Raw genomic sequence first — 24,289 nt, 5'->3', positions numbered from 1 at the left:
ATGGCCCAGGGCGAGTTCGCGTTGATTGCGCAGTACTTCCAACGCCCGGTGCAGCGGGCCGTGCTTGGCGTCGGCGACGACTGCGCGCTGCTCGCGCCGCAGCCGGGCATGCAGCTGGCCATCTCCAGCGACATGCTGGTGCAGGGCCGCCACTTCTTTGCCGATGTGGACCCGCGCACGCTGGGCCACAAGGCGCTGGCCGTCAACCTCAGCGACCTGGCCGCCAGTGGCGCGCAGCCACTGGCTTTTACGTTGGCGTTGGCCCTGCCCGCTGTCGATGCGCCCTGGCTGCAAGACTTCTCGGAAGGCATGTTCGCCCTGGCCGATGCCCATGGCTGCGAGCTGGTCGGCGGCGACACCACCCAGGGCCCGCTGAACATCTGCATCACCGTGTTTGGCGAGGTGCCGGCCGGCCAGGCGCTGCTGCGCAGCGGCGCCCAGCCCGGCGATGACATCTACGTCAGCGGCCACCTGGGCGATGCCCGCCTGGCGCTCGAAGCCTTGCTGGGCCACGTGCAACTGCCGCCCGCCGCCTTGGCCGCTGCCCGCCAGCGGCTGGAGAGCCCCAGCCCGCGCGTCGGCCTGGGCATCGCGCTGCGCGGTATCGCCAGCAGCGCGCTGGACCTGAGCGATGGCCTGGTCGGCGACCTGGGCCATATCCTGCAAGCCAGTGGTGTGGGTGCGGAGCTGCAGGCAGACCGGGTTCTGGCGCGCATGGCGGCGATTGCGGGCGTGCAGGGCAGCGCCCTCAAGCTCCCCGCCGATCTTCAACTGCAGTGCTGCCTGGCGGGTGGCGATGACTACGAGCTGTGCTTTACCGCCGCCGCAGACCGGCGCAGCGCCGTACAGCAGGCCAGCCTGGCAGCGAACACACCGGTGCAGCGCATCGGCCGCATCACCGCCGAACCAGGCCTGCGCGTGCACGATGCGCAGGGCCAGGCCATGGCGCAGCGCTGGGCCTCGTTTGACCACTTCGCCCCCTGAGCCAGCCAGCTCGGCCGCCCCTGCACAGCAGCGGCCTGCAGGCTTATGATGGCGGGCATGAGCGATACGCCCTTTTCCCCTTCCGCGCCCGGCGCCACCGACCGCAATGCGGCACCGCGACGCGCCCACTGGGCTTTCATGCTGCGCAACCCGCTGCACTGGATGGCGCTGGGCTTTGGCTCCGGCCTGAGCCCCATTGCACCGGGCACGGTGGGCACCCTCTGGGCCTGGGTCGCCTACCTGGTGCTGCAGCTGTGGCTGACACCAGCGGCCATTGGCTGGGTGATTGCGGCCTCCCTGGTGCTGGGCTGGTGGGCCTGCACGGCCACCGCGCGCAACCTGGGCGTGGCCGATCCGGGCGCCATCGTCTGGGACGAGATCATCGCCTTCTGGCTCATTCTGTGGCTGGTCATGCCCACAGGCTTTTGGGGCCAGTTGACGGCCTTTGTGCTGTTCCGTTTCTTCGATGCCGTCAAACCCCAGCCGGTGCGCTGGGCGGACCGCTGCTTCAAAGGCTTTGGCTGGGGCGGCGGATGGGGCATCATCTGGGACGATCTGGTCGCCGCCTTCTGCACCTTGCTTGTCATCGCGATAGGGAGACATCTGCTATGAACGCCACCGCCGCCTTGCTGACCAGGGATGGGCTGCCCATCCCCGAAGCCGTCACCCAGCTGGCCCAGCACCTGGTCCAACGGAGCTGGATGATGGCCACTGCCGAAAGCTGCACCGGCGGCCTGATTGCCGGTGCCTGCACCGAGCGGCCCGGCTCCAGCCAATGGCTGGACTGCGGCTTTGTCACCTACTCCAACCGTGCCAAATCGGCGATGCTGGATGTGCCCGCTGCGCTGATTGCCGCCCACGGGGCGGTCAGCGAACCGGTAGCCCGCGCCATGGCCCAGGGCGCGATTGCCCAGTCACAAGCGCAAGTCAGTGTGGCCGTTACGGGCGTGGCAGGCCCCGATGGCGGCAGCGCCAGCAAACCCGTGGGCACCGTCTGGTTTGGTTGGCAGGTCGCTGGCCAGCTGCACAGCGAAGTGCAGCGTTTTGATGGCGACCGCCACGCGATCCGCCAGGCCACCGTGCAGCATGCGCTGCGCCGCCTGCTGGCGCTGGTGCAGGCCGCGCCGGCGCAGTAAGCGCCGTCCGACACCCAAACTTTGACTTCGCCGATGGGGTGGACGGCCGCTGTGCGCGACACTGCAAGCACAGCAATCCGGTTTGCAGCACTCTTCTGACTGACAGCCGATGCGAACAAGAGGAGAACTCAGATGAAACGACTTGCCATCACCACTGCTTCCATCGTTCTGGCGCTGAGCGGCCTGACCGCCTGCTCCAGCAACCCTACCAATGCCCAGATCGGTACCGGCGTCGGCGCCGTAGCCGGTGGTGTGTTGGGTGATGCCGTGTTCGGCTCTACGTTGGGCACCATCGGCGGTGCAGCAGCCGGTGCCTATTTTGGTAACCAGGTGGGCGACAACATGGACGGCAACCGCCGCCGCCGTTAAGCGTGCACCGGGCTGGGCCAAGCCCGGCCCCGCCCTGCAGTCATCGCTGGCTTTATGACTGCGAAAGCGACAGCAACAAGGCCAGCACCACGATGGCAGCTATTGCGGCCAGCATGATTTTTACCCAGCTATAGGGTTGCTCACCGGCCAACTGGCCGGTGTAGCCGTTGGCCAGAATCTGGTAGCTCTTGCTGCCATAGGTATAGCCCACCAGCCAGACGGGCACCAGCACATGCTTGAAGCTGCGCCCCTGGTACTGGCGCTGCACCTGCAGATTGCGGTAGGTGTCACCCGGTACCTGGCGCGCGCACAGCGCCTGCACCTGCTGGTCCATATCCCCCTCGTTGATCGTCGCAGCCCGGTTCAGATCGACCTGGTAGCGCTCCACCGTCCAGCCGCGCACAAACTCGGGCGAATAGGGTTTCAGGTCGGTCCGGGTCGGAAAAGGTTCGACCTTCTGCAGCAGCCCCTGGTGCACCCCGACCGTGCCTGTCACCAGCTCATCGTCAAAGAAATGCTGCAGGCTGCCCGATGCCGGCTCCCAGCGCACATGGCGTACCTGGCGCGTGCTGATGTTGCCATTGGCATCGCGGTACTGCTCGGTCGTGTAGTAGTAAAAACCGGCATCGGCCCGCCACTGGGCCTGCACATGGGCATCAAAGGTCCAGTACGGCAGGTAGATGCCTTTGAGCGTATCGGTCAGCGCCGCGTTCTTGAACTTGTTGGGCGCAAACCAGCGGCTGCCATACCATTTGCGGATCAGGTCGCGCACCTGCCCGTCGCTGATCTTGAACGGCAGCAGGCTCTGCGGCGTGATCGCATCATTGCGCTCTTCATGCGCCTGGATCGCAGGGGAGCCGCAAAAGTCGCAGCGTGATGCCACCCGCCCATCGACAAATACCGAAATCGCCCGGCAGTTCTGGCACTGGTACTCGCGCCGCGCCTCGCCCCAGCCGCGCCCGCTGGCGGGATGGGCCAGTGCTGCAGCCAGGTCCTGCTCGACGATTTCGCCATCCAGCTGTTTTTGCTGGTCGTCCGTCCAGGGCACCACCGTGCCGCAGTACGGGCATTTGAGCGACTGGGCCTTGGCATTCCATTCCAGATTACCGCCGCATTCGGGGCAGACATGCTTGGCCACCATCGAGGTCGGCGGTGGCGCAAAGGGATCAGGGGCAGGCGTCGGTGAATTCACGGTCCAACTCAGCGTTGGCGCACAGCAGGTCTGCGCCACGGTTCTCAAAATGGGGACACACATACGCGCATGCACCGGCCAAGGCGGCGGGGCATGCGCGAGCAGCGCAGATTTATCCGCGCAGGAATTCGTTCAGCGATTCCTGCGAGATGCGCCAGGCGCTGCCGATCTTGCGGCCCTTGAGCGCGCCCGATTCCAGCTCAGCCACGACGTCCTGCACCGTCACGCCCAGCGCCTGCGCGGCCTGCTCGGGGGTCAGCACCTGCACGCCGCCTGCAGCCGGGGCCGCCGGCGCGGCTTGCGCCGCCTGTGCTGCCGCTGGCGAGAACGGGTCGGCTGCAGCTGCACCCGACGGCTGCTGCATGCCCTTCATCATCTCCTGCGCCATGCCAAAGCCCATCGCCATCGTCGCCGGGATCGTGGCCGCTGCCGCACCTTCGCCGCCATTGGCCATCGCCTGGCCCATCTGGTACTTCACATAGTCGTTGAGGTTGCCGATCGCACTCATCGACGAGCGCTTGTCGATCGCTTGCTCCACCTCCGGCGGCACCGAGACGTTTTCCAGCAGGAAGCTGGTGATCTCCAGGCCGTACTTTTCAGTCACGGCCGGGTTGATCAGCTGCAGCAGCGCATCGCCCATCTCGGTGTAGCGCTGGGCCACATCGAGCACGGGCACCTGGGCCTTGGCCAGCGCTTCGCTGAAGATGCTGACAATGCGCGAGCGCATGGTGTCGGCAAACTCGTCGAGGCGGAAGTTCTGGTCCGTGCCCGCCACTTCCTTGAGGAACTTGGCCGGCTGCACGATGCGGAAGTCATAAGTGCCGAAGGCGCGCAGGCGCACGACGCCAAAGTCCTTGTCACGCATCATCACCGGGTTGGAGGTGCCCCACTTGTTGCCGGTAAACAGGCGCGTGTTGATGTAGTACACATCACACTTGAACGGCGAGTTGAAGCCGTATTTCCAGCCGCGCAGGGTCGACAGAATCGGGATGTTCTGCGTCGTCAGCTGGTGGCGGCCGGGGCCGAACAGGTCGGCGAACTGGCCTTCCGAGACAAACTGCACCTGCTGCGATTCGCGCACGATCAGCTGGGCGCCGTTCTTGATTTCCTTGTCCTCATCGGGCCAGCGGTACGACAAGGTATCGCGCGAGTCATCGGTCCACTCGATGATCTCGATCAGTTGCTTGGTGATGATGTTCATGAGGTTCATCGGTGATCCTTGGCCAAAAGAGATGAAAACCAGGCCATTCTAGAGCCACTGCCCGCGTGGAGCGATGACGATCTGCGGCCGGATGGCAAAACAGCCGCAAAAGCGGCTGTTGTCAGAGACTTGTTTTACATCTGGCGGTCAGGCACCGCAGCACTTCTTGTACTTCTTGCCGCTGCCGCAGGAGCAGGGGTCGTTGCGGCCGGGCACTTCGCCCTTGACGATGGTGGCCTGGCGCGGGCCCATGCTCTTCCAGATCTGGCGCAGGTCATACACCGCCCAGATCGCCTCCCCAAAGGTCTCCACGCGCTCCTGGCTGGTGCTGGCGGGGCCGTTTTCGTCATACATGCAGACGGTGGGCGTGCCGGTGTCGTCCTCGGTCAGCGCCACCACCGATTCCAGCGCATCGTTCAGCCAGCGGGCGGCTTCCTTGTCGCGTGGTGCGGCCCACTCGTCGGCCCAGTTTTCGACGACGAACATGAAGCCCAGCGCCCAGACCTGGCCAAAGGATGGAATCTCCTGGCCGTCCAGTTCCTGGCGCTCTTGCTCGGGCAGGCTGGCAATCGCGCCGCGCATGTCCATCGCATCGGGCTGGAAGGTGTCGTCATCCTCCAGGCTCTTCACATCGGCGTCGAGCTGGGCGCTCACCTCGTTCCAGCGGATCTGCCACAGCTCCAGAAAGCGGTCTTGCTGGGCCCGGTCCTTGAAGGCCGGCAGCTGCGGCAGCTGGCCGTCAGCATCGCGCTCGATCAGCTCGCCATCACCCACCAGCATCGGCAGGTACTCTTCGACCGGCACCGCGCGGCGCGTGCAGACCAGCGCGGTGAGTGCGCCATCCGCAAACTCCCACTGCGGAATCTCTTCGGCGCGTGTGCGCATGTCTTCCAGGATCTGGTCGATCTCGGTCAACTGGTCGTCATTCAATCCATCGGGGATCTGGGGCTGGGTCATCGGAGCTCTCTCAATAGGGGGCCGCGCAGCTCAAAGCCCTGCGTGCTTGCAATGCCACCGGTGCGCCCTATGATGGGGCTGGTTTTGTAACAACATTGCAATGGCAGACGGCCGCTGCGCCAGGCAGGGCCTGCAGTGTAGCGCCACCACGGCGCCTGTGCTGCAGCCCGGGATTTGCGCGCCAGCCCGGCCGGCCTGACCTGCACCGACTCCCGATGAACCAGCTCCACAAGATTTTTCCCGTCCGCTACACCGTCATGGTGCTGTGCATGCTGTTGCTGCTGGCCGGCATCATTGCGCTGGCACTGCAGGGCAGCCCCTGGTGGTGGCTGGCCGTGCTGGCCGGCGCCGCACTCACCTTGCTGGGTCTGCGCGACCGCCGCCAGACGCGCCACGCCATCCTGCGCAACTACCCGGTCATCGGCCATATGCGCTTTTTCCTGGAATTCATCCGCCCGGAAATGCGCCAGTACTTCATCGAAAGCGACACCGAAGCGCTGCCCTTCTCGCGCGCCCAGCGCTCGCTGGTCTACCAGCGTGCCAAGGGAGACCCGGACAACCGCCCTTTCGGCACCTTGATGGATGTGGGCGCACGCGGCTATGAATGGGTCAACCACTCGATGGCACCCACACGGCTGGACGGCCATGATTTCCGCGTCTGGATTGGCGGCTCGCCCGATGCGCCCTCGCAGTCGGTGGCGCCCTGCACCCAGCCCTACCATGCCAGCGTGTTCAACATCTCGGCGATGAGCTTTGGCGCGCTGTCGGCCAATGCCATCCTGGCGCTGAACAAGGGCGCGCAGATTGGCGGCTTTGCCCATGACACCGGCGAAGGCTCGATCAGCCAGCACCACCGCGTGCATGGTGGCGATCTGATCTGGGAAGTGGCCTCAGGCTATTTCGGCTGCCGCAACGATGACGGCAGCTTCAGCGAAGAGCGCTACATCGCCAACGCCACCCAGCCCCAGGTCAAGATGATCGAGCTCAAGCTCAGCCAGGGCGCCAAGCCCGGCCATGGCGGTGTGCTGCCCGGCGCCAAGGTCACCCCCGAGATCGCGGCGGCACGCGGCATACCGGTCGGCATCGACTGCATCTCGCCGGCCCGGCACAGCGCCTTCTCCACGCCCGAGGAGATGATGCATTTCATCGCCCGGCTGCGCCAGCTGTCGGGCGGCAAGCCCACCGGCTTCAAGTTCTGCCTGGGCCACCCCTGGGAATGGTTTGCGATTGTCAAGGCCATGCTCAAGACCGGCATCACGCCAGACTTCATCGTCGTCGACGGTGCCGAAGGCGGCACCGGCGCAGCGCCGGTCGAGTTCACCGACCACGTCGGCGTGCCGCTGCAAGAAGGCCTGCTCCTGGTGCACAACACCTTGATCGGTGTGAACCTGCGCGACCGTATCAAGCTGGGCGCTGCCGGCAAGGTCATCACCGCCTTTGACATCACCCGCATGATGGCGCTGGGCGCCGACTGGTGCAATGCCGGCCGGGGCTTCATGATGGCGCTGGGCTGCATCCAGGCCCAGACCTGCCACACCGGCAACTGCCCCACCGGCGTGACCACGCAGGATGCCGTGCGCCAGCAGGCGCTCGTCGTGCCCGACAAGGCCACGCGTGTCGCACAGTTCCACAAAAGCACTTTGCATGCGCTGCAGGAGCTGGTGCAGGCCGCCGGCCTGCGCCACCCCTGCGAGCTCAATGCCCACCACATCGTGCGCCGCATCAGCGACACCGAGGTGCGCCTGCTGTCCAACCTGCTCTTGCAGGTGCGGCCCGGCGCGCTGCTCGACGACCTGGCGCACCAGCATGACGTCTTCCGCACCTACTGGCCGCTGGCCAGCGCCGAGAGCTTCCAGCCGCTGGCGCAGCCCCATGTCAAACCGTCGGCACCGGCCGACCACCACGACATGGTGCCCCAGGCGGCAGGTGCTCGCTGAACGGGCAGCGATAATGCAAGGTTTTCACTGTTGCTGGAGTGGCCGCTGCGGCGTGCGCCCCGCTTGCGCATGACCGATACCGCTCCCCCCTTACAGCCTCCTGCCCCCGCTGGCGCCCCGTCCGGCGCCCTGCCTGCCGGGCGCGCGGACTATGCCGGCTTTTTGCAGCAGCACCTGGCTAGCCAGACCTTCAATGTGGTGCGCTACGAGCTGCCCGGCGAATCCGTCTGGCTCAAAAAGGCCGGGCCGGCGATTGCGGCCTGGCGCTACCGGACCTTGGGCCTGCTCTCGCGGCTTCTCGATGTGCCGGTGCTGCAGCCCGTCGTCAACCCCGGCGGGCGCACGGCCATTGCCACCGAAGTGCGGCGCCTGCGCGACCTGCATGCGCGGGGCCTGCGCGTGCCAATGGTGCTGGCCGATGCACCCGATGGCTTTCTGATGCGCCACCTGGGCCTGCCTGGCGGCAATACGCCATCGCTCAGCGACGAGATCGAAGCAGCAGCCCGGCAAGCGCCCGCCAGCACCCTGGTGCTGTGGCAGCAGGGCTTTGCGGCCTTGCAGCGCGTGCATGCCAGCGGCACCTGCCTGAGCCAGGCCTTTGCCCGCAACATGGTGCGCTGCCCCGATGGCGTCATTGGCTATATCGATTTCGAGGACGACCCGCTGGCGACCCTGCCTCCTGCGCTGTGCATCGTCAAGGATGCGCTGTGCTACGCGCATTCCACCGCGCTGTTCCTGGACAACGCCGGCACCCTGGAGGCCGCCCGTGTTGACTGGCAGGCCTGGCTCGCGCAGACCGAGCCAGCCGTGCGCACAGCGCTCGAGCGCACCGTGCAGCAGATGCGCTGGGTCGGCAAGCTGCCCAACCAGCGCAAGCTGGGGCGCGATACCTTGCGGCTGCGGGCGATGGTCGGCCTGCTGCGCCCGCTGCCTTAAGAGCCTGCTCCAGGCATGTCATATACGAAAAATGGCCTGCATCTGCAGGCCATTGTTTTTGGAGCGGGTGGCGATCAGCCCTTGGCGGTCTCCACCACGGGCACCTGTACCGGCACATTCTCCAGCACCGGCTCATTGTTGAGCACGGCGTTGAGCTTGGTGTAGTCCAGCGCGTTCTCCCAGCGCGAGACCACGACGGTGGCGACGGCATTGCCGATGAAGTTGGTCAGCGAACGGCATTCGGACATGAAGCGGTCCACACCGAGGATCAGTGCCATGCCGGCCACGGGCACTTCCGGCACCACGGCCAGCGTAGCAGCCAGGGTGATGAAGCCCGCGCCGGTCACACCGGCAGCGCCCTTGGAGCTCAGCATCGCCACCAGCAGCAACGCAATCTGGTGACCCAGGGTCAGGTGGGTGTCGGTCGCCTGGGCGATGAACAGCGCCGCCAGGGTCATGTAGATGTTGGTGCCGTCGAGGTTGAACGAGTAGCCGGTAGGAACCACCAGGCCCACCACCGACTTGCTGCAACCGGCCTTTTCCATCTTGTGCATCAGCGAAGGCAGCGCCGATTCGGACGACGAGGTGCCCAGCACCAGCAGCAGCTCATCCTTGAGGTAACGGATCAGCTTGAGCACCGAGAAGCCGCAGGCACGGGCCACGGCACCCAGAATCACCAGCACGAACAGCAGCGAAGTGATGTAGAAGGTCAGCACCAGCTCGGCCAGGTTCAGCAGCGAGCCCAGACCGAACTTGCCGATCGTGAAGGCCATCGCACCGAAGGCACCGATGGGGGCGAGCTTCATCACGATGTTGACCAGCTTGAAGACGGGCTTGGTCAGGGATTCGAGCAGGTTGAGCACCGGCTTGCCACTGTCGCCGACCATCGCCAGCGACACGCCAAACAGCACCGCCACCAGCAGCACCTGCAGAATGTTGTCGCCGACAAAGGGGCTGATCAGCGTCTTGGGGATGATGTCCATCACAAAACCGGTCAGGGTCATGTCATGCGACTTGGCCACATAGGTGCTGACTTCCTTCTGGTCCAGATCGGCCACATTGATGTGCATGCCGGCGCCCGGCTGCATCACATTGGCCACGATCAGGCCCACGATCAGGGCCAGGGTCGAGAAGGTCAGAAAGTACACCATCGCCTTGCCGAACACGCGGCCAACCGCGCTCAGGTGCGTCATGTTCGCAATGCCCGTCACGATGGTCAGAAAAATCACCGGTGCGATGATCATCTTGATCAGCTTGATGAAGGCATCGCCAAAGGGCTTCATCGCCGCACCATACTGGGGCTCGAAATGCCCCAACAAGACGCCGATGATGATGGCCACGATCACCTGGAAGTACAAAGTCCGGTAAAAAGGCGGTGCCTGTACGGGCGCCAGGCTGGCGTTGGAATCGATCTGCATGGTGGGGCTCCAAAGATACGCAGCACCAAGTCGGTGCACTGAGGCGCGTTTGTATCCCAGCCCTTACAGATTGCCCATTAGACATTAGTATTAGGCGCCGCCTTCCCAGAGCTAAGGAAAACCCAAACCAAGGGAAACTACCTAGCCAGTTGTTACAACCTCCTCTATGATTGCCCGCCGCTCCCTGCGATCCCTGTGGACCTTCTGCGCCGTGCTGCTGAGCACGGCTGCTGCTGCTGCGGGCGCCTGGCACTGGATGCTGCAGCACAGCCTGGCCGAAGAGAATATGCAGGCCCACCGGCAGCTGGGCCTGTACGCCCAGGCGATGGGCCAGCGGCTGGACCGCTACCGGGTGCTGCCCGATGTGCTGGCGCTCGATGCCGAGCTGCGCGAGGCGCTGACCCATCCGCAAAGCCCCGAGCAGGTGCTGCGTCTGAACCAGAAGCTGGAGCAGGCCAATGGCGCCAGCCTGGCCTCCACCCTCACCTTGATCGATGCCCATGGCGTGGCGCTGGCCGCCAGCAACTGGCGCGGCCCCTCCAGCAACGTCGGGGAGGACTACAGCTTTCGCCCCTATGTGCAGCTGGCGCTGGCCCAGGACAAAGGCAGCTTCTACGGCATCGGCATGACCACTGGCGAGGCCGGCTATTTCCTCTCGCGCGCCATCACCAGCGATGCCGGCGGCCAGCACCGGGTGCTGGGGCTGATCGCGATCAAGATCGTGCTGCTGGAGCTGGAGCGCGAGTGGATCCAGAACCCCGATATCGTGCTGGCCAGCGATGCCAATGGGGTCGTGTTTCTGGCCAGCAATGACGACTGGCGCTACCGCACGCTCAAGACCATTGATGCCAGCGCGCAGCAGGAGATGGACCGCACCCAGCAGTACCGCAACCAGCCGCTGCGGCCGCTGCGCCACGCGCAGATCACGCCGCTGGCCGAAGGTGGTGCGCTGGTGCAGTGGCAGGATCCCCCGGTGGGCCGCAAGCTCTGGCAAAGCATGACCTTGCCCGAAACCGGCTGGCAGCTGCACATCCTGCACGATGTGGACATCAGCGAGGCAGCGGCCTGGTGGGCTGCTGCGGCTGCCGGCGGTGGCTGGCTGGCGCTGTCGCTGCTGCTGCTGTATGCACGCCAGCGCCAGCGCCTGTCTGCGCTGCGCCAGCGCAGCCGCGAAGAGCTCGAGGCACTCCTCAAGCAGCATGCGCAAGAGTTGCGCACCGCGCAGGATGGCATCGTGGCCGCCGCCCACCAGGCCGATGCCGGCCACAGCCAGAGCCTCGAGCACCTGCCCCAGGGCGTGGTGGTCATTGATGCCGCGCTGAACCTGGTGGCCTGGAACTCCCGCTACATGGAGCTGTTCCGGCTGCCGGCCGGCCTAATGAAAGTGGGCATGCCGGTCGAGGAGCTGTACCGCTACAACGCGCGCCGGGGCCTGCTGGGCTCGGGCGACATTGATGAGGCCATCGAGCGGCGCATGCAGTTTCTGCGCAGCGGCAAGCCCCATGCGCGCGAGAGCGAAAAGGCCGACGGCACCGTGCTGGAGATCCGTGGCAACCCCTTGCCCGATGGCGGCTTTGTCACCAGCTATGCCGACATCACCAGCTACAAGAACGCCGCGCGCGAGCTGCGCTCCCTGGCCGATGCGCTGGAAAAGCGCATTGCCGACCGCACCGAAGACCTGGCCCAGGCCAAGCGCGAAGCCGAACAAGCCAACCGCTACAAATCCAAGTTCGTGGCCGCCGCGGTGCATGACCTGCTGCAGCCGCTGAACGCTGCGCGCGTGTTTGCCTCGCTGCTGCGCCAGCATGTGCAGGGCGACAAGGCCTTGCAGCTGGCCAGCGATGTCGAAGGGGCGCTGGCCTCTCAGGACGATATCCTCAACAGCCTGCTCGACATCGCACGCATGGAATCGGGCCAGCTGGAGGTCCAGCGCCGTGACTTTGACATCCAGCCGATGCTGGCCCAGCTGAGCAGCAGCCTGGGCGTGCTGGCCCAGGGCCATGGCCTGGAGCTGCAGGTCATCCGCTGCCGCGCCAGGGTGCACAGCGACGAGGCGCTGCTGCGCCGCATTGTGCAGAACTTTCTGTCCAACGCCATCCGCTACACGCGGCGTGGCCGCATCGTGCTGGGCTGCCGGCGCGTCGGCCGGCATCTGCGCATCGAGGTGCATGACCAGGGCCCCGGCATCCCCGAGAGCCTGCACCGCGAGATCTTTGAAGAATTCCGCCGGCTGGAGACCGGCCGCCAGCATGAGCGCGGTGCCGGCCTGGGTCTGGCCATCGTCGACCGCCTGGGGCGCCTGCTGCAGCACCCGATTGGCCTGCGCTCGAGCTTGGGCCGGGGCTCGGTCTTCTGGGTCGAAGTGCCGCTGAGCCAGGCCGCACTGCCGCAGGCGCTGTCTCACCAGGCCGCCGAAACCACCGCGGCGAGCGGCCAGGCCGCACCGCTGCAAGGCGCCAGCGCCTGGTGCATTGGACAGGCCGCCATTCAAGGCACCGCGCCGCTGCTGCAACGCTGGGGCTGCCAGGTGGCGCAGCATGCCGATGCCGAGGCGGCGTTGGCGCAGGCCCGGAACGGCCCAACGCCGTGGCCTGCCTTTGTCGTGGTCGATGCGGCGCATGCCAGCCCGGCCACCATAAGCGCCTTGCTGGCCTGCGGGCCCAAAACGCCGGGCGTCGTCTGGCTCAGCACCGATGCCGGCCACCAGGACGCCGCCAGCCAACAGGCCCGTGCGTGGGGCTGGGGGGTGCTGACGCAGCCTGCGCGGCCTGCCGCTCTGCGCGCACTGGTCGGCCAGCTGCTGCTACGCCAGCGCTGAGTCGTCGGTGGGCATACCGCCATCCGCCTCCAGGTTGCGCACCAGCACAGCAACCTGGGTGCGGCTGTGGCAGCCGAGCTTTTTCAGGATGGCCGTCACATGCACCTTCACGGTGTGCTCGGTCACGCCCATCTCCTGCGCAATCTGCTTGTTGAGCAGGCCATCGGCCAGGTACAGCAGGGTCTTGAACTGGTGGGGCGTCAGCTGCGCCAGGCGGGCGGCCAGCTCGGCGTCTTCCTGCGACAGCTCGGCAGCCATCGAGGGGAAGACGGTGTCCCCCTCCATCACCGCCTCGATGGCTGCAGTGATGGCATCGGCCGATGCCGCCTTGGAGATAAAGCCCGAGGCGCCGAACTGCTGGGCGCGGCGGATGATGCGCGGGTGGTCGTTGGACGAGATGACCACCACCGGCAGCTGCGGGTAGGCGCCGCGCACATGCAGCAGCGCCGAGAAACCATGGGTTCCGGGCATCGTCAGGTCAAGCAGCACCAGCTCGATGCCGGGGTGCGCCGCCAAGGCTGCGCTGAGCGAGCTGGCACTGGAGGCTTCCAGCACCTCGAAGGCAGCAAAACGCCCCCGGATCACCTGCACCACGGCAGCGCGAAACAGGGGGTGGTCATCGGCAACAAGCAGAGCGGGAGGGGACATAGGCGATAGTCTGCCATTTGCGTGGACCTGTGCGGCGCCGCCCACCTGAAGTCCCGCTGACCTGCTGTGTTTTCGCGTCAATCCATCGAGATCTTCGCCGCATCGACAATCGATTTCCAGTGCGCCGCATCGCGGGCCAGCAGCGGCTTGAACTCCGCCGGCGTCGAGCCCACGGGGATCAGGCCCATGTCCAGCAGGCGCTTGCTGATCTCGGGCATCTTGACGATGGCGGCCAGTTCGTTGCCCAGCTTGTCCACAATCGGCTGCGGGGTGCTGGCCGGCACAAAGTAGCCAAACCAGCCATTGGCCTCAAAGCCGCTGTAGCCGGCCTCGGCCATCGTCGGCACATCGGGCAGCGCGGGGTGGCGCTGCGCGCCGGTCACCGCCAAAATGTTGACCTTGTCCGATTTGATATGCGGGTAGGCGGCAGCCGCATCGATGAAGGCCGACTCCAGCTGGCCACCCAACATAGCCGCCATCTCGGGGCCCGAGCCCTGGTAAGGCACGTGGACCATGTCGATACCGGCCTTGAGCTTGAGCTGCTCGCCATGCAGGTGGGACGAGGTGGCATTACCGTACGAGCCGTAGTTGAGCTTGCCCGGCTGGGCCTTGGCCTTGGCCACAAACTGCTGCAGGCTGGTGATGCCCGAGCTGCGCGGCACAAACACCAGGTCGGCCGACTTGACCGCCTGCGACACCGGCGCCAGGTCGCTCAACTGGTAAGGCACCTTCTTGTACAGCGCGGGGATCTGCACCAGCGCGGTAATGCCCAGCAGCACCGTGTAGCCATCGGCGGGCGCCTTGGCCACCAGGTCGTTGCCCATCATGCCGCTGGCACCGGGCTTGTTGTCCACAATCACCGGCTGGCCCCAGCGCTGCGACAGCTGGGTGCCCATCAAGCGGGCAATGATGTCGGTGCCGCCCCCTGCCGGGTAGGGCACCACCAGGCGGATGGGCTTGCTGGGGTAGTGGTCGGCGGCCAGGGCGCTGCCGGTGGCAAGCACCAGGGCAGCGCAGGCAGCAGTGGTGAGTACACGGCCCAGGGCCGAGCGGCGGTTTTGCATGGTTTGTCTCCTGTTGCGGGTTATGCCGCTGGCGCGCTCTGTGGCGTGCTCGGGGCGCTGGTCATGGTCAAAGCGTTCGGGCAATGATTTCCTTCATGATCTCGTCGCTGCCGCCGTAGATGCGCCCAATGCGGGCATCGGTCCAGGCCCGGCCGACCTGGTACTCGGTCATGTAGCCGTAGCCGCCGTGCAGCTGCAAAAATTCGTCGAGCAGCTTGTTCTGCAGCGCCGTTGCATTGAGCTTGACCATGGCTGCACGGTCCGGTGTCAGATCGCGCGTCAGGTGCAGGCGCATGCAGTCATCGACGAACACGCGCAGCATCGTCGCCTGGGCCTTGGCCTCGGCCAGCTTGAAGCGGGTGTTCTGGAACTCGAACACCGTCTGGCCAAAGGCCTTGCGCTCGCGGGTGTAGTCCACGGTCTTCTGCAAAAAGGCCTCGATCGACATGGCAGCACGCACCGCCACCACCAGGCGCTCTTGCGCCAGCTCGTGCATCAGGTACTTGAAGCCCAGGTTCTCTTCGCCCAGCAGGTTGTCCACCGGCACGCGCACGTTGTCAAAAAACAGCTCCGAGGTGTCCTGCGCCATCAGGCCGATCTTCTCGAGCTTGCGGCCCTTGGCAAAGCCGGGCGTGCCGTCTTCCACCACGATCAACGACACGCCCTTGGCACCCAGCTCGGGCGCCGTCTTGCAGACCACCACGACGATCTCGGCATTGATGCCATTGGTGATGAAGGTCTTGGCGCCATTGATCACATAGTGGTCGCCGTCGCGCCTGGCGGTGGTGCGCACCGATTTGAGGTCGCTGCCCGCGCCGGGCTCGGTCATCGCGATCGCGCCGATCATCTCGCCGGCCGCCATCTTGGGCAGCCAGCGGTCTTTTTGCGCGGTGCTGCCATAGGCATGGATATAGGGCGCGACGATGTCCGAATGCAGCGGAAAGCCCAGGCCGCTGGCGCCCGTGCGGGCAATCTCTTCGATCAGCACGGCGGCATGGCCAAAATCACCCCCGCTGCCATAGGGCTCGGGCAGCATGGTGTTGAGCAGGCCCTCGCGGCCGGCCTTGCGCCAGACCTCCTTGGGGACGATGCCATCGCGCTCCCACTGCGCGTGGAAGGGCACGATCTCCTTGTCAAAGAAATGGCGGACGGCATCACGAAACTGCAGATGGTCTTCGCGGTATACGCTGCGTTGGGTCAGGTCTTGCATGGTGGTCAAAGGCTGGGATAGGGAAGAATGAATGGGGGGCATCAGCCCTGGGCGCCGCTGGTACTGCGCAGGCCAAAGCCCGCCTGCGGCGACGCCTTGAACCGGTCCTTGAGCACACGGCGCAGCAGCTTGCCGGTCTCCAGCCGGGGCAGGCTGGGCTCGAACACCAGGCGCTGGGGCCGCTTGACCTTGGACAGGCTGGCGGCCGCGTGGTCAACGATCGCGCGCGCCATGGCCTCGTCGGGCGCAAAGCCGGGCTTGAGCACCACGACGGCCAGGGTCTGCTCGCCAAAGTCCTCATCGGGCACGCCGACGACGGCCACCTCTTCCACGGCGGCATGCTGGGCCAGCGCGTTCTCGATCTCCTGCGGGTAGAGATTGACCCCGCCCGACAGGATCAGGTCGGCGCGGCGGTCGCTCAGGAACAGAAAGCCGTCGGCATCGACATGGCCGATGTCGCCATAGGTGGCCCAGCCGCGCGCATCGATGGCCTCGCGCGTCTTGCGCTCGTCATTGAGGTACTGGAAGGCACCGCCGCCCGAGAAATACACCCGGCCGACCTCGCCCACGCCCAGCTCCTGCCCTTCGTCGCCGACGATATGCAGCTGGCCGCTGATGGCCCGGCCCACCGAGCCTGGCCGTGCACGCCATTCGGCCGAATCGATCAACGTAGTGCCGCAGCCTTCGGAGCCGGCGTAGTACTCCAGCAGGATGTCGCCCCACCAGTCCAGCATGCCCTGCTTGACGGCCACCGGGCAGGGCGCTGCCGCATGGATGGCCACGCGGTGGCTGTCCAGCCGGTAGCGGCGCTTGACCTCGTCGGGCAGCTTGAGCAGGCGCCCCAGCATCGTCGGCACCCACTGGCTGTGGGTGACGTGGTAGCGCTCGATCAGCGCCAGCGCCTGCTCCGGATCGAAGCGGCTCATGATGATGGCCGAGCCGCCGACATCCAGGGTGCGCAGGCTGTAGCGCAGCGGTGCCGCATGGTAGAGCGGCGCGGGCGAGAGGTAGACGGCGTCTTCATCAAACCGCATGCTGCGCATCCATGCGGCTACCTCGGGGTCGCGCTGCGTGCGGTAGGCTGCGGCCAGCAGCGGCTTCTTGATGCCCTTGGGCCGGCCGGTGGTGCCGCTGGAATAGAGCAGATCGCGGCCCAGCGGGCGCATGGCCAGGTCGATCGGCGCGCGCTGGGGTACGGCGGCCAGCGCATCGGCCAGGGGCGCCACACCCGGCGTATCGCCATCGACCGAATAGCAGGCCAGCGCCAGGCCCTGCACCGCCTCCTGCGCGGTGGGCCAGGTCTTGCTGGAAACCAGCAGCACCTTGGCACCGCTGTCCTGGGCGATATAGGCCACCTCGGCCGCGGTCAGGTGGGTGCTGATGACGGCGGCATACAGGCCGGCCAGCCGCGCGGCCAGTACCAGCTGCATGATTTCATAGCGGTTTTCCAGCAGCACCGCAATCGTCTCCTCGGCCTGCAGCCCCTGCTGCGCCAGCCACTGCGCCATCTGCTCGGCGCCCTGCGCGATCTCGCCTGCGGTGTAGCACCGGCCGGTATCAGCCTGCGTCAAAACCACCCGCTCGGGCTGGGCCTGGGCCCAGCTGAAGAAGTTGTGCATCTCCTCGGTCTCCGTGGTGCACAGGGGATCGCTGCACGCAATCACCTGTGTTACATCTTTACTTTAATTTTGAATCAATCGTCTCGAATTTCGAGATTTCACAGACAGTATCTGGCGTTTGCTGCGAAATTTGCTGCGGGTAAATACCAGTAGGTATTCGGTTTTTTGAAACCTATCATTAATTTAATGATCCACAAGTCTCATTAAATGATGAAAACACCTGTCATTGTCGATGCCATCCGCAGCCCCATGGCCCGGGCCAAACCCGATGGCGCGCTGGCCGAAGTCCACCCGGTCGACCTGCTCTCCCAGGTGCTGGAGCAGCTGGTGGCCCGCAACCAGCTCGACCCCGCGACCGTCGATGACGTGATCTGCGGCTGCGTCAGCCAGGCGGGCGAGCAGGCAGGCACGCCCGGGCGCCTGGCCTGGCTGGCCGCCGGCCTGCCCACCCATGTGCCCTCGACCACGATTGACCGCAAATGCGGCTCCAGCCAGCAGGCGGTGCACTTTGCCGCCCAGGCCATCATGTCCGGCACGCAGGACATCGTCATCGCCTGCGGTGTCGAATCGATGAGCCGGGTGCCGATGGGCAGCTCACGCATGGGCAAGAACACGACCGGCGCCCGCTTTGACGAGCGCTATGCACCGGGCCTCGTGGGCCAGGGGGTGTCGGCTGACCTGGTGGCCGCCAAATGGGGCCTGTCGCGCAGCGATCTGGATACCTATGCCGCCCGCTCGCACCAGCGCGCCCATGCCACCCAAAGCAGCGGCGGCTTTGCGCGCGAGATCGTGCCCATCCGCAGCCCGCTGGGCCTTGTCAGTGCTGACGAGACCATCCGCGCCAGCACCACGGCCGAGAAGCTCGCCGGCCTCAAGGCCGTGTTCGAGAGCGAAGAACTCTCGGCCCGCTTTCCGCAGATCCAGTGGAGCACCACGGCCGGCAATGCCTCGCAGATGACCGATGGCGCCAGCGCCATGCTGATCATGAGCGAAGAGCGCGCGCTGCAATTGGGACTGCGCCCACGCGCCCGCTTTGTGGCCTTTGATGTCGTGGGCGACGACCCGCTGTACATGCTGACCGCCCCCATCCCCGCCACCCAGCGCGTGCTGGCCAAGGCGCGCATGCAGCTGGGCGACATTGCGCACTACGAGATCAACGAGGCCTTTGCCTCGGTGCCACTGGCCTGGCAGAAAGAGCTGGGTGCCGATGGCGAGCGCCTGAACCCGCGCGGCGGCGCCATTGCGCTGGGCCACCCGCTGGGCGCCTCGGGCCTGCGGCTGATGACCACGATGCTGCATGCGCTGGAAGACAGCGGTAAGCGCTATGGCCTGCAGTCGATGTGCGAGGCCGGTGGCATGGCCAACGCCACGATTATTGAGGTGCTGCGCTAAGCGCCTCAGAGAGCCCTTCACAAGGACTCCATCGGATTGAACGTTTGAACTGACAAGGATTTTTGAGATGCAATTGACCCAAGGAATGACCGCCCTCGTGACCGGCGGCGTATCGGGGCTGGGCGAAGCCAGCGCAGTGGCGCTGCTGGAGCGCGGCCTGAACGTGGTGGCGGTGGACCTGAACGAAGAGCGCGGCGCCGCGATGGAAAAGCAGTACGCCGGCCAGCTTCAATTCATCAAGGCCGATGTGGCCGATGCCGAGCAGATGCAAAAGGCCGTGTCTGCCGCGCAGGCCTGGGGCCAGTTCCGTGCGCTGGTGCATTGCGCCGGCATCGGCGGCCCGGTGCGCCTGATCGAGAAGGACGGCAGCCCCGGCTCGCTGGAAAAATACACGAACATCATCCGTATCAACCAGATCGGTACCTTCAACACCTTGCGCCTGTCGGCCGTCGCGATGGCGCAGAACGAGCCGCTGGAAGGCGAGCGCGGCGCCTGCGTGCTGACCGCCTCGGTCGCGGGCTATGAAGGCCAGATCGGCCAGATCCCCTATGCCTCGTCGAAGGCCGCCGTCATCGGCATGACCATCGTCGCCGCGCGCGATCTGGCCTCCAAGATGATCCGCGTCTGCACCATTGCACCGGGCCTGTTCGACACCCCCATCCTCGCCAAGCTGCCCGAGAACGTGCGCCAGTCGCTCGCCGCGTCGGTCCCCAACCCGGCACGCCTGGGCCGCCCGCCCGAGTACGCGATGACGGCGCTGCACATTCTGGAGAACCCGATGCTGAACGGCGAAACCATCCGCCTGGACGGCGCCATCCGCATGCAACCACGCTGAGGCGCACTGCCCTGCAGCACCCTTTGAAAGGCTCCCATGTCTGGCTCTGACACCACCGAACTCCTGGTCGAAACCCGTGGCCCGGTGCTCATCATGCAGCTCAACCGCCCCCAGGCGCGCAATGCCGCCACCTTGGAAATGGCAGAGGCGATGGCCAGTGCGCTCGACGCGCTGGACAGCCGGCCGGACCTCCGGGTAGGCATCATCACCGGCGCGGGCGGCAGCTTTTGCGCCGGCATGGACCTCAAGGGCTTTTTGCAGGGCAAGCGCCCCAGCCTGCCGGGGCGCGGCTTTTGCGGGTTGACGATGCGGCCCCCTTCCAAGCCGCTGATCGCGGCGGTGGAAGGCTATGCGCTGGCTGGCGGCTTTGAGGTGGCCCTCGCCTGCGACCTGATCGTGGCCGCACGCAATGCCCAATTTGGCCTGCCCGAAGTCAAGCGGGGCCTGGCTGCATCGGCCGGTGGCCTGCTGCGCCTGCCCAAACGCCTGCCCTACCACGTGGCGCTGGAATGCATCCTCACCGGCGACATGTTTGGCGCCGAGCGCTTTGCCCAGTTGGGCCTGGTCAACCGCCTGACCGAGCCCGGCGGCGCACTCGATGCCGCACTGGCGCTGGCGCAGACCATTGCCGCCAATGGCCCGCTGGCAGTCGCCGCGAGCAAGCAGGTGGCCAGCCAGTCCGGCGAATGGCCGCTGGCGGAGATGTTCGAGCGCCAGTCCGCCATCACCGCGCCGGTGTTCAGCTCGCAGGATGCGCGCGAAGGCGCGGCCGCCTTTGCGGAAAAACGCGCACCGGTCTGGAAGGGTGCCTGAACCCCGTCCCGCAACTCTGCGTTGTACAGCCCTTGGACGCGCCACAGAAGCGCGCAGCAGGAGACAAACCCATGCCACGTACCCAGCCTCTTCGCCAGCCCCTGCGGGCCTTGGCGGCCCTGGCGCTGCTCGCCAGCGCGCTCCACGCCCATGCCGAGGCCAGCTGGCCCACGCGCACCATCACCTTGGTGGTGCCCGGCGCCGCCGGCGGGTCGACCGATATTCCCGCACGCCTGCTGGCCCAAAAGCTGGGCCAGCGGCTGGGCCAGCCGGTAATCGTCGACAACAAACCCGGCGCCGGCGGCAGCCTGGGGGCCAGCCTGGTCGCCCGCGCCCAGCCCGACGGCTACACGGTGCTGGTGGGCAACAGCGGCTCCAATGCGATCAACTACACGGCCTATAAAAAGCTCAGCTACCAACCCGGCGACTTTGCCGCGCTGACCGACATGATCTCGTTTGCCAACGTGCTGGTCGTGCCCGCCAAGTCGCCCATCCAGAGCCTGGATGCGCTGGTGGCCGCTGCCAAGGCGCAGCCGGGCAAGCTGTCGTTCTCGTCCGCAGGTGTGGGCCAGACCACGCACCTGATGGGCGAGCTGTTCAAGGAGCGCACCGGCACCGATGTGGTCCACATCCCCTACAAGGGCTCGGCCCCCGGCACGATGGCGATCGTGACCGGCGAGACCCAGTTCATGTTCGACAACATGACCGCCTCGCTGGTCCATATCAAGGACGGCAAGCTGCGCCCGCTGGCTGTCACTGGCGACCAGCGCGAGCCCGATCTGCCCGAGGTGCCGACGATGACCGAGCTGGGCATGCGCAACTTCAACCAGGTCGGTTGGATGGGCTTCTTCGTGCCCGCCAAGACCCCGCCCGAGGTGCAGAAAAAACTGGCCGAGAACCTGCAGGCCGTGCTGCATGACCCCGACATCATGCGCCGCTACCGCGCGCTGGGCGGCCGCCCCGGCGGCATGCCCCAAGCAGACTTTGCCAAGCTGGTGGCCGATGACCAGCAGACCTGGGGCGCGCTGATCCAGAGCCAGCAGCTGCAGCTGGACTGATGCGACCTGCCGATGTTTGACACGCCCACCTCCACCGCCTCTCCCCGCCCAGCGCTGCCTTTCTACTGGCCCAAAGGGGTCTCGCGCGATCTGCGCGTGCCCCGCATCAGCCTGGATGACAACCTGAGCGCCTCGGCCCAGCGCTACCCGGACAAGCCCGCCATCATCTACGCGGGTGCCAGCACCAGCTATGCCCAGCTGCTGGCCCAGGTGGAGGCGCTGGCCGGCTTCTTGCAGCAGCGCCTGCAGCTGGCACCGGGCCAGCGCGTGCTGCTGCAAAGCCAGAACTGCCCGCAGTTCGTCATCGCCTGCTATGCGATCTACCGCGCCGGTGGCGTGGTGGTGCCGGTGAGCGCAATGACCACCGCCACCGAGCTGCGCTACTACGCCGACAACAGCGGCGCCCGCCTGGCCATCGCCGCCCAGGAGCTGCTGGCCAGCGTCCGGCCCTGCGTGGATGCGGGCCTGCTCGATGCGGTGCTCGTCCATGCCTACAGCGATGCGCTGCCCACCACCCCGCCGCCCGATGCGCTGCCCGAGGTGGTGACCACGCCGCGCCAGCCGCTGCCCGCCGGCCCCTACCATGGCTTTGCCGATGCATTGGCGCTGCAGCTGGCACCCGGCCCGCGTGTGGCGCAGGCCGACATGCTGGCCACCATCCCCTATACCTCGGGCACCACCGGCCATCCCAAGGGCTGCATGCACAGCCACCACTCGGTGCTGGCATCGCTCACCGGCTCAAGGCTGTGGCGCGGCTTCAATGACGACCTGGTGTTTCTGTCGGTCGCGCCGATGTTCCACATGCTGGGCACGCAGTACGGCATGAACATGCCCATTGCCGTCGGCGGCACCGTGGTGATGATGCCGCGCTGGGATGCGCTGCTGGCCGCGCGGCTGATCGAGCGCCACCAGGTCACCGCCTGGACGGCGCCGCCCAGCATGGTGATCGACCTGTTCAGCCAGGCCACTGCCCATGGGCTGGACCTGTCGAGCCTGGCCATGCTGGCCGGTGGCGGCGCGGCCATGCCCGAGGCGGTATCGCAGATGCTGGCCGAGCGCTATGGCCTGCACTACAGCGAAGGCTATGGCCTGACCGAGACCGCCGCCTTTTTGCATGCCAACCCGCCGGGCCACGCCAAGCGCCAGTGCCTGGGCGTGCCTACCCAGGGCGTGCATTCGATGATCGTCGACCCCGAGACCCTGCAAGAGCTGCCCGCAGGCGAGGTGGGCGAGCTGGTCTCCAGCGGCGAACAGGTGATGCAGGGCTACTGGCGCAATGACGAGGCCAACCGCGCGGCCTTTTTCGAACGCCATGGCCGGCGCTACTTTCGCACCGGCGACCTGGCCTCGGTCGACGAGGACGGCTACTACTTCATGCGCGACCGCTTGAAACGCATGATCAATGCCAACGGCTACAAGGTCTGGCCCGCCGAGGTCGAAAACATGCTCTACAGCCACCCGGCCGTGCTGGAGGCCTGCGTGATCGCCGTGCCCGATGCCAAGCGCGGCGAATCGGTCAAGGCCCTCGTGGTGCTGCGCCCTGGCGCGCAGGCGTCGGAGGACGAGATCATCGGCTGGAGCCGTGAACAGATGGCCGCCTACAAGGTGCCACGCGCGGTGGACTTTCTCGCCGCACTGCCCAAATCCGCCACCGGCAAGATCCAGTGGCGCGCATTGCAGGAGGCGGCGCAGCAAGCCGCTGCCTCCTCCCCTTCTCTGCATACGGAACACCCATGAGCTCTTTTTCCTTTCGCCACCAGCATGTGTTTGTCGCAGGCGGCAGCAGTGGCATCAACCTGGGCATTGCCAAGGCCTTCGCCCGCGCCGGCGCCCATGTCGTGGTCATGAGCCGCTCGGCCGACAAGGTGGCCCAGGCCGCCGCCGAGCTGGAGGCGCTGGGCGCCCAGGCCCTGGGCCTGAGCGCCGATGTGCGCGACCCCGCCGCCGTGCAGGCCGCGCTGGAGCAGGCGCATGCCCGCTTTGGCCCCATCGATGTGCTGGTCTCGGGCGCTGCGGGCAACTTCATTGCGCCGGCCAAGGACCTGTCGCCCAATGGCTTCAAGACGGTTGTCGACATCGACCTCAATGGCAGCTTCCATGTGCTGCGCCTGGCTTACCCGATGCTGCGCAAGCCCGGCGCCAGCGTCATCAACATCTCGGCGCCGCAAGGTGTCAACCCGACGATGTACCAGGTCCATGCCTGCGCGGCCAAGGCCGGCATCGACATGATGACCAAGGTGCTGGCGCTGGAATGGGGCGAGGACGGCATCCGCGTCAACAGCATCTCGCCCGGCCCCATCGGCGATACCGAGGGCATGCGGCGCCTGGCGCCCACGGCCGATGCGCTCGAGCGCGCCGTCTCCACCGTGCCGCTGCTGCGCATGGGCAGCACCGACGATGTCGCCCACATGGCCCTGTTCCTGTCGTCCGAACTGGCCAGCTATGTGACCGGGGCCATCATCCCCGTCGATGGTGGTGCTGCACTGCGCGGCGGGCGCGACATGCGTGCGTCCTACGTCCCCAGGAGCGCCGCATGAGCCAATGCTACAAACGCATTATTTTTGAGCGCCAGGACGGCGTGGCCACCTTGCGCTTTCACTGCCCCGACATGGCCCTGTTCCTGTCGTCCGAACTGGCCAACTATGTGACCGGGGCCATCATCCCGGTCGATGGCGGCGCTGCACTGCGCGGCGGGCGCGACA

At 66.3% G+C, this 24,289-nt stretch carries 21 protein-coding genes; 13 read left to right on the top strand and 8 right to left on the bottom strand.

Features of this window, described 5'->3' with window-relative positions; translation table 11 throughout:
- The 4 genes from thiL to ACHWUQ_RS02480 all read left to right on the top strand — a co-directional run bounded on the left by thiL (position 1) and on the right by ACHWUQ_RS02480 (position 2,489).
- Positions 1-984: a thiamine-phosphate kinase gene (thiL, locus tag ACHWUQ_RS02495; protein ID WP_394680260.1), complete on the top strand. Its 984-nt coding sequence runs from the start codon at positions 1-3 to the stop codon at positions 982-984.
- A 138-nt stretch (positions 985-1,122) separates the two neighbouring features.
- Positions 1,123-1,596 carry a phosphatidylglycerophosphatase A gene (locus ACHWUQ_RS02490; protein ID WP_230778748.1) on the top strand — a complete coding sequence of 158 codons (474 nt, stop codon included), beginning with the start codon at positions 1,123-1,125 and terminating at the stop codon, positions 1,594-1,596.
- The gene (locus ACHWUQ_RS02485; protein WP_312459643.1) at positions 1,593-2,120 is read left to right on the top strand and encodes a CinA family protein; all 528 of its coding nucleotides are present in this window, start codon (positions 1,593-1,595) and stop codon (positions 2,118-2,120) included. The genes ACHWUQ_RS02490 and ACHWUQ_RS02485 overlap by 4 nt, the downstream gene beginning before the upstream one ends.
- Positions 2,121-2,252: 132 nt before the next feature.
- Positions 2,253-2,489, top strand: a complete 237-nt coding sequence (locus ACHWUQ_RS02480; protein ID WP_027010612.1) for a glycine zipper domain-containing protein — start codon at positions 2,253-2,255, stop codon at positions 2,487-2,489.
- Positions 2,490-2,541: 52 nt separating this feature from the next.
- Here ACHWUQ_RS02480 and ACHWUQ_RS02475 read toward each other — a convergent pair whose 3' ends face one another.
- The 3 genes from ACHWUQ_RS02475 to ACHWUQ_RS02465 form a co-directional block, all read right to left on the bottom strand.
- On the bottom strand, positions 2,542-3,630 hold the full coding sequence (locus ACHWUQ_RS02475) for a zinc ribbon domain-containing protein (RefSeq protein ID WP_394680277.1): 1,089 nt from the start codon (positions 3,628-3,630) through the stop codon (positions 2,542-2,544).
- 163 nt (positions 3,631-3,793) lie between these two features.
- Positions 3,794-4,891, bottom strand: coding sequence for an SPFH and helix-turn-helix domain-containing protein (locus ACHWUQ_RS02470; protein ID WP_230778516.1), 1,098 nt, complete (start codon positions 4,889-4,891; stop codon positions 3,794-3,796).
- A 138-nt stretch (positions 4,892-5,029) separates the two neighbouring features.
- Positions 5,030-5,839, bottom strand: coding sequence for a UPF0149 family protein (locus ACHWUQ_RS02465; RefSeq protein WP_312528727.1), 810 nt, complete (start codon positions 5,837-5,839; stop codon positions 5,030-5,032).
- 215 nt (positions 5,840-6,054) lie between these two features.
- Here ACHWUQ_RS02465 and ACHWUQ_RS02460 point away from each other — a divergent pair, with 215 nt between their 5' ends.
- Complete coding sequence (locus ACHWUQ_RS02460) at positions 6,055-7,776, top strand: FMN-binding glutamate synthase family protein (protein WP_394680259.1); 1,722 nt, start codon at positions 6,055-6,057, stop codon at positions 7,774-7,776.
- 69 nt (positions 7,777-7,845) lie between these two features.
- Positions 7,846-8,712: a hypothetical protein gene (locus ACHWUQ_RS02455; RefSeq protein ID WP_394680258.1), complete on the top strand. Its 867-nt coding sequence runs from the start codon at positions 7,846-7,848 to the stop codon at positions 8,710-8,712.
- Positions 8,713-8,786: 74 nt separating this feature from the next.
- Here ACHWUQ_RS02455 and ACHWUQ_RS02450 read toward each other — a convergent pair whose 3' ends face one another.
- Entirely contained in the window at positions 8,787-10,130 is a 1,344-nt protein-coding gene (locus ACHWUQ_RS02450) for a dicarboxylate/amino acid:cation symporter (RefSeq protein ID WP_312459663.1), read from the bottom strand.
- Positions 10,131-10,296: 166 nt separating this feature from the next.
- Between ACHWUQ_RS02450 and ACHWUQ_RS02445 the strand changes: the two genes are divergently transcribed.
- Positions 10,297-12,948 carry a PAS-domain containing protein gene (locus ACHWUQ_RS02445; protein ID WP_394680257.1) on the top strand — a complete coding sequence of 884 codons (2,652 nt, stop codon included), beginning with the start codon at positions 10,297-10,299 and terminating at the stop codon, positions 12,946-12,948.
- On the opposite strand, the gene ACHWUQ_RS02440 is transcribed toward ACHWUQ_RS02445, so the two are convergent.
- The 4 genes from ACHWUQ_RS02440 to ACHWUQ_RS02425 form a co-directional block, all read right to left on the bottom strand.
- A complete protein-coding gene (locus ACHWUQ_RS02440; RefSeq protein WP_312836220.1) occupies positions 12,934-13,596 on the bottom strand; it encodes a response regulator transcription factor in 663 nt (220 codons plus the stop codon). The genes ACHWUQ_RS02445 and ACHWUQ_RS02440 overlap by 15 nt on opposite strands.
- A 77-nt stretch (positions 13,597-13,673) precedes the next feature.
- Positions 13,674-14,660 carry a Bug family tripartite tricarboxylate transporter substrate binding protein gene (locus ACHWUQ_RS02435; protein WP_394680256.1) on the bottom strand — a complete coding sequence of 329 codons (987 nt, stop codon included), beginning with the start codon at positions 14,658-14,660 and terminating at the stop codon, positions 13,674-13,676.
- A gap of 67 nt (positions 14,661-14,727) precedes the next feature.
- A complete protein-coding gene (locus ACHWUQ_RS02430) occupies positions 14,728-15,870 on the bottom strand; it encodes an acyl-CoA dehydrogenase family protein (RefSeq protein ID WP_394680255.1) in 1,143 nt (380 codons plus the stop codon).
- 41 nt (positions 15,871-15,911) lie between these two features.
- Positions 15,912-17,489, bottom strand: coding sequence for an AMP-binding protein (locus ACHWUQ_RS02425; protein WP_394680254.1), 1,578 nt, complete (start codon positions 17,487-17,489; stop codon positions 15,912-15,914).
- A 210-nt stretch (positions 17,490-17,699) separates the two neighbouring features.
- On the opposite strand from ACHWUQ_RS02425, the gene ACHWUQ_RS02420 reads away from it, so the two are divergent.
- The 6 genes from ACHWUQ_RS02420 (at position 17,700) to ACHWUQ_RS02395 (ending at position 24,124) form a co-directional block, all read left to right on the top strand.
- The gene (locus ACHWUQ_RS02420; RefSeq protein ID WP_394680276.1) at positions 17,700-18,881 is read left to right on the top strand and encodes a thiolase family protein; all 1,182 of its coding nucleotides are present in this window, start codon (positions 17,700-17,702) and stop codon (positions 18,879-18,881) included.
- 67 nt (positions 18,882-18,948) lie between these two features.
- Entirely contained in the window at positions 18,949-19,716 is a 768-nt protein-coding gene (locus ACHWUQ_RS02415; protein ID WP_230778498.1) for an SDR family NAD(P)-dependent oxidoreductase, read from the top strand.
- Between the two features lie 36 nt (positions 19,717-19,752).
- Positions 19,753-20,529, top strand: a complete 777-nt coding sequence (locus ACHWUQ_RS02410) for a crotonase/enoyl-CoA hydratase family protein (RefSeq protein WP_312459685.1) — start codon at positions 19,753-19,755, stop codon at positions 20,527-20,529.
- Between the two features lie 71 nt (positions 20,530-20,600).
- Positions 20,601-21,587, top strand: a complete 987-nt coding sequence (locus ACHWUQ_RS02405) for a tripartite tricarboxylate transporter substrate binding protein (RefSeq protein ID WP_312836224.1) — start codon at positions 20,601-20,603, stop codon at positions 21,585-21,587.
- A gap of 12 nt (positions 21,588-21,599) precedes the next feature.
- The gene (locus tag ACHWUQ_RS02400) at positions 21,600-23,324 is read left to right on the top strand and encodes a long-chain-fatty-acid--CoA ligase (RefSeq protein ID WP_394680253.1); all 1,725 of its coding nucleotides are present in this window, start codon (positions 21,600-21,602) and stop codon (positions 23,322-23,324) included.
- Positions 23,321-24,124, top strand: a complete 804-nt coding sequence (locus ACHWUQ_RS02395) for an SDR family oxidoreductase (RefSeq protein ID WP_133855895.1) — start codon at positions 23,321-23,323, stop codon at positions 24,122-24,124. The genes ACHWUQ_RS02400 and ACHWUQ_RS02395 overlap by 4 nt, the downstream gene beginning before the upstream one ends.
- Positions 24,125-24,289 lie beyond the last annotated feature (165 nt).

The organism is uncultured Comamonas sp., from assembly GCF_964277875.1.
Taxonomy (GTDB): Bacteria; Pseudomonadota; Gammaproteobacteria; order Burkholderiales; family Burkholderiaceae_C; genus Comamonas; species Comamonas sediminis.
The sequence above is the reverse complement of the archived record's forward strand: the minus strand, read 5'-3'. Positions and strand labels throughout refer to the sequence as shown.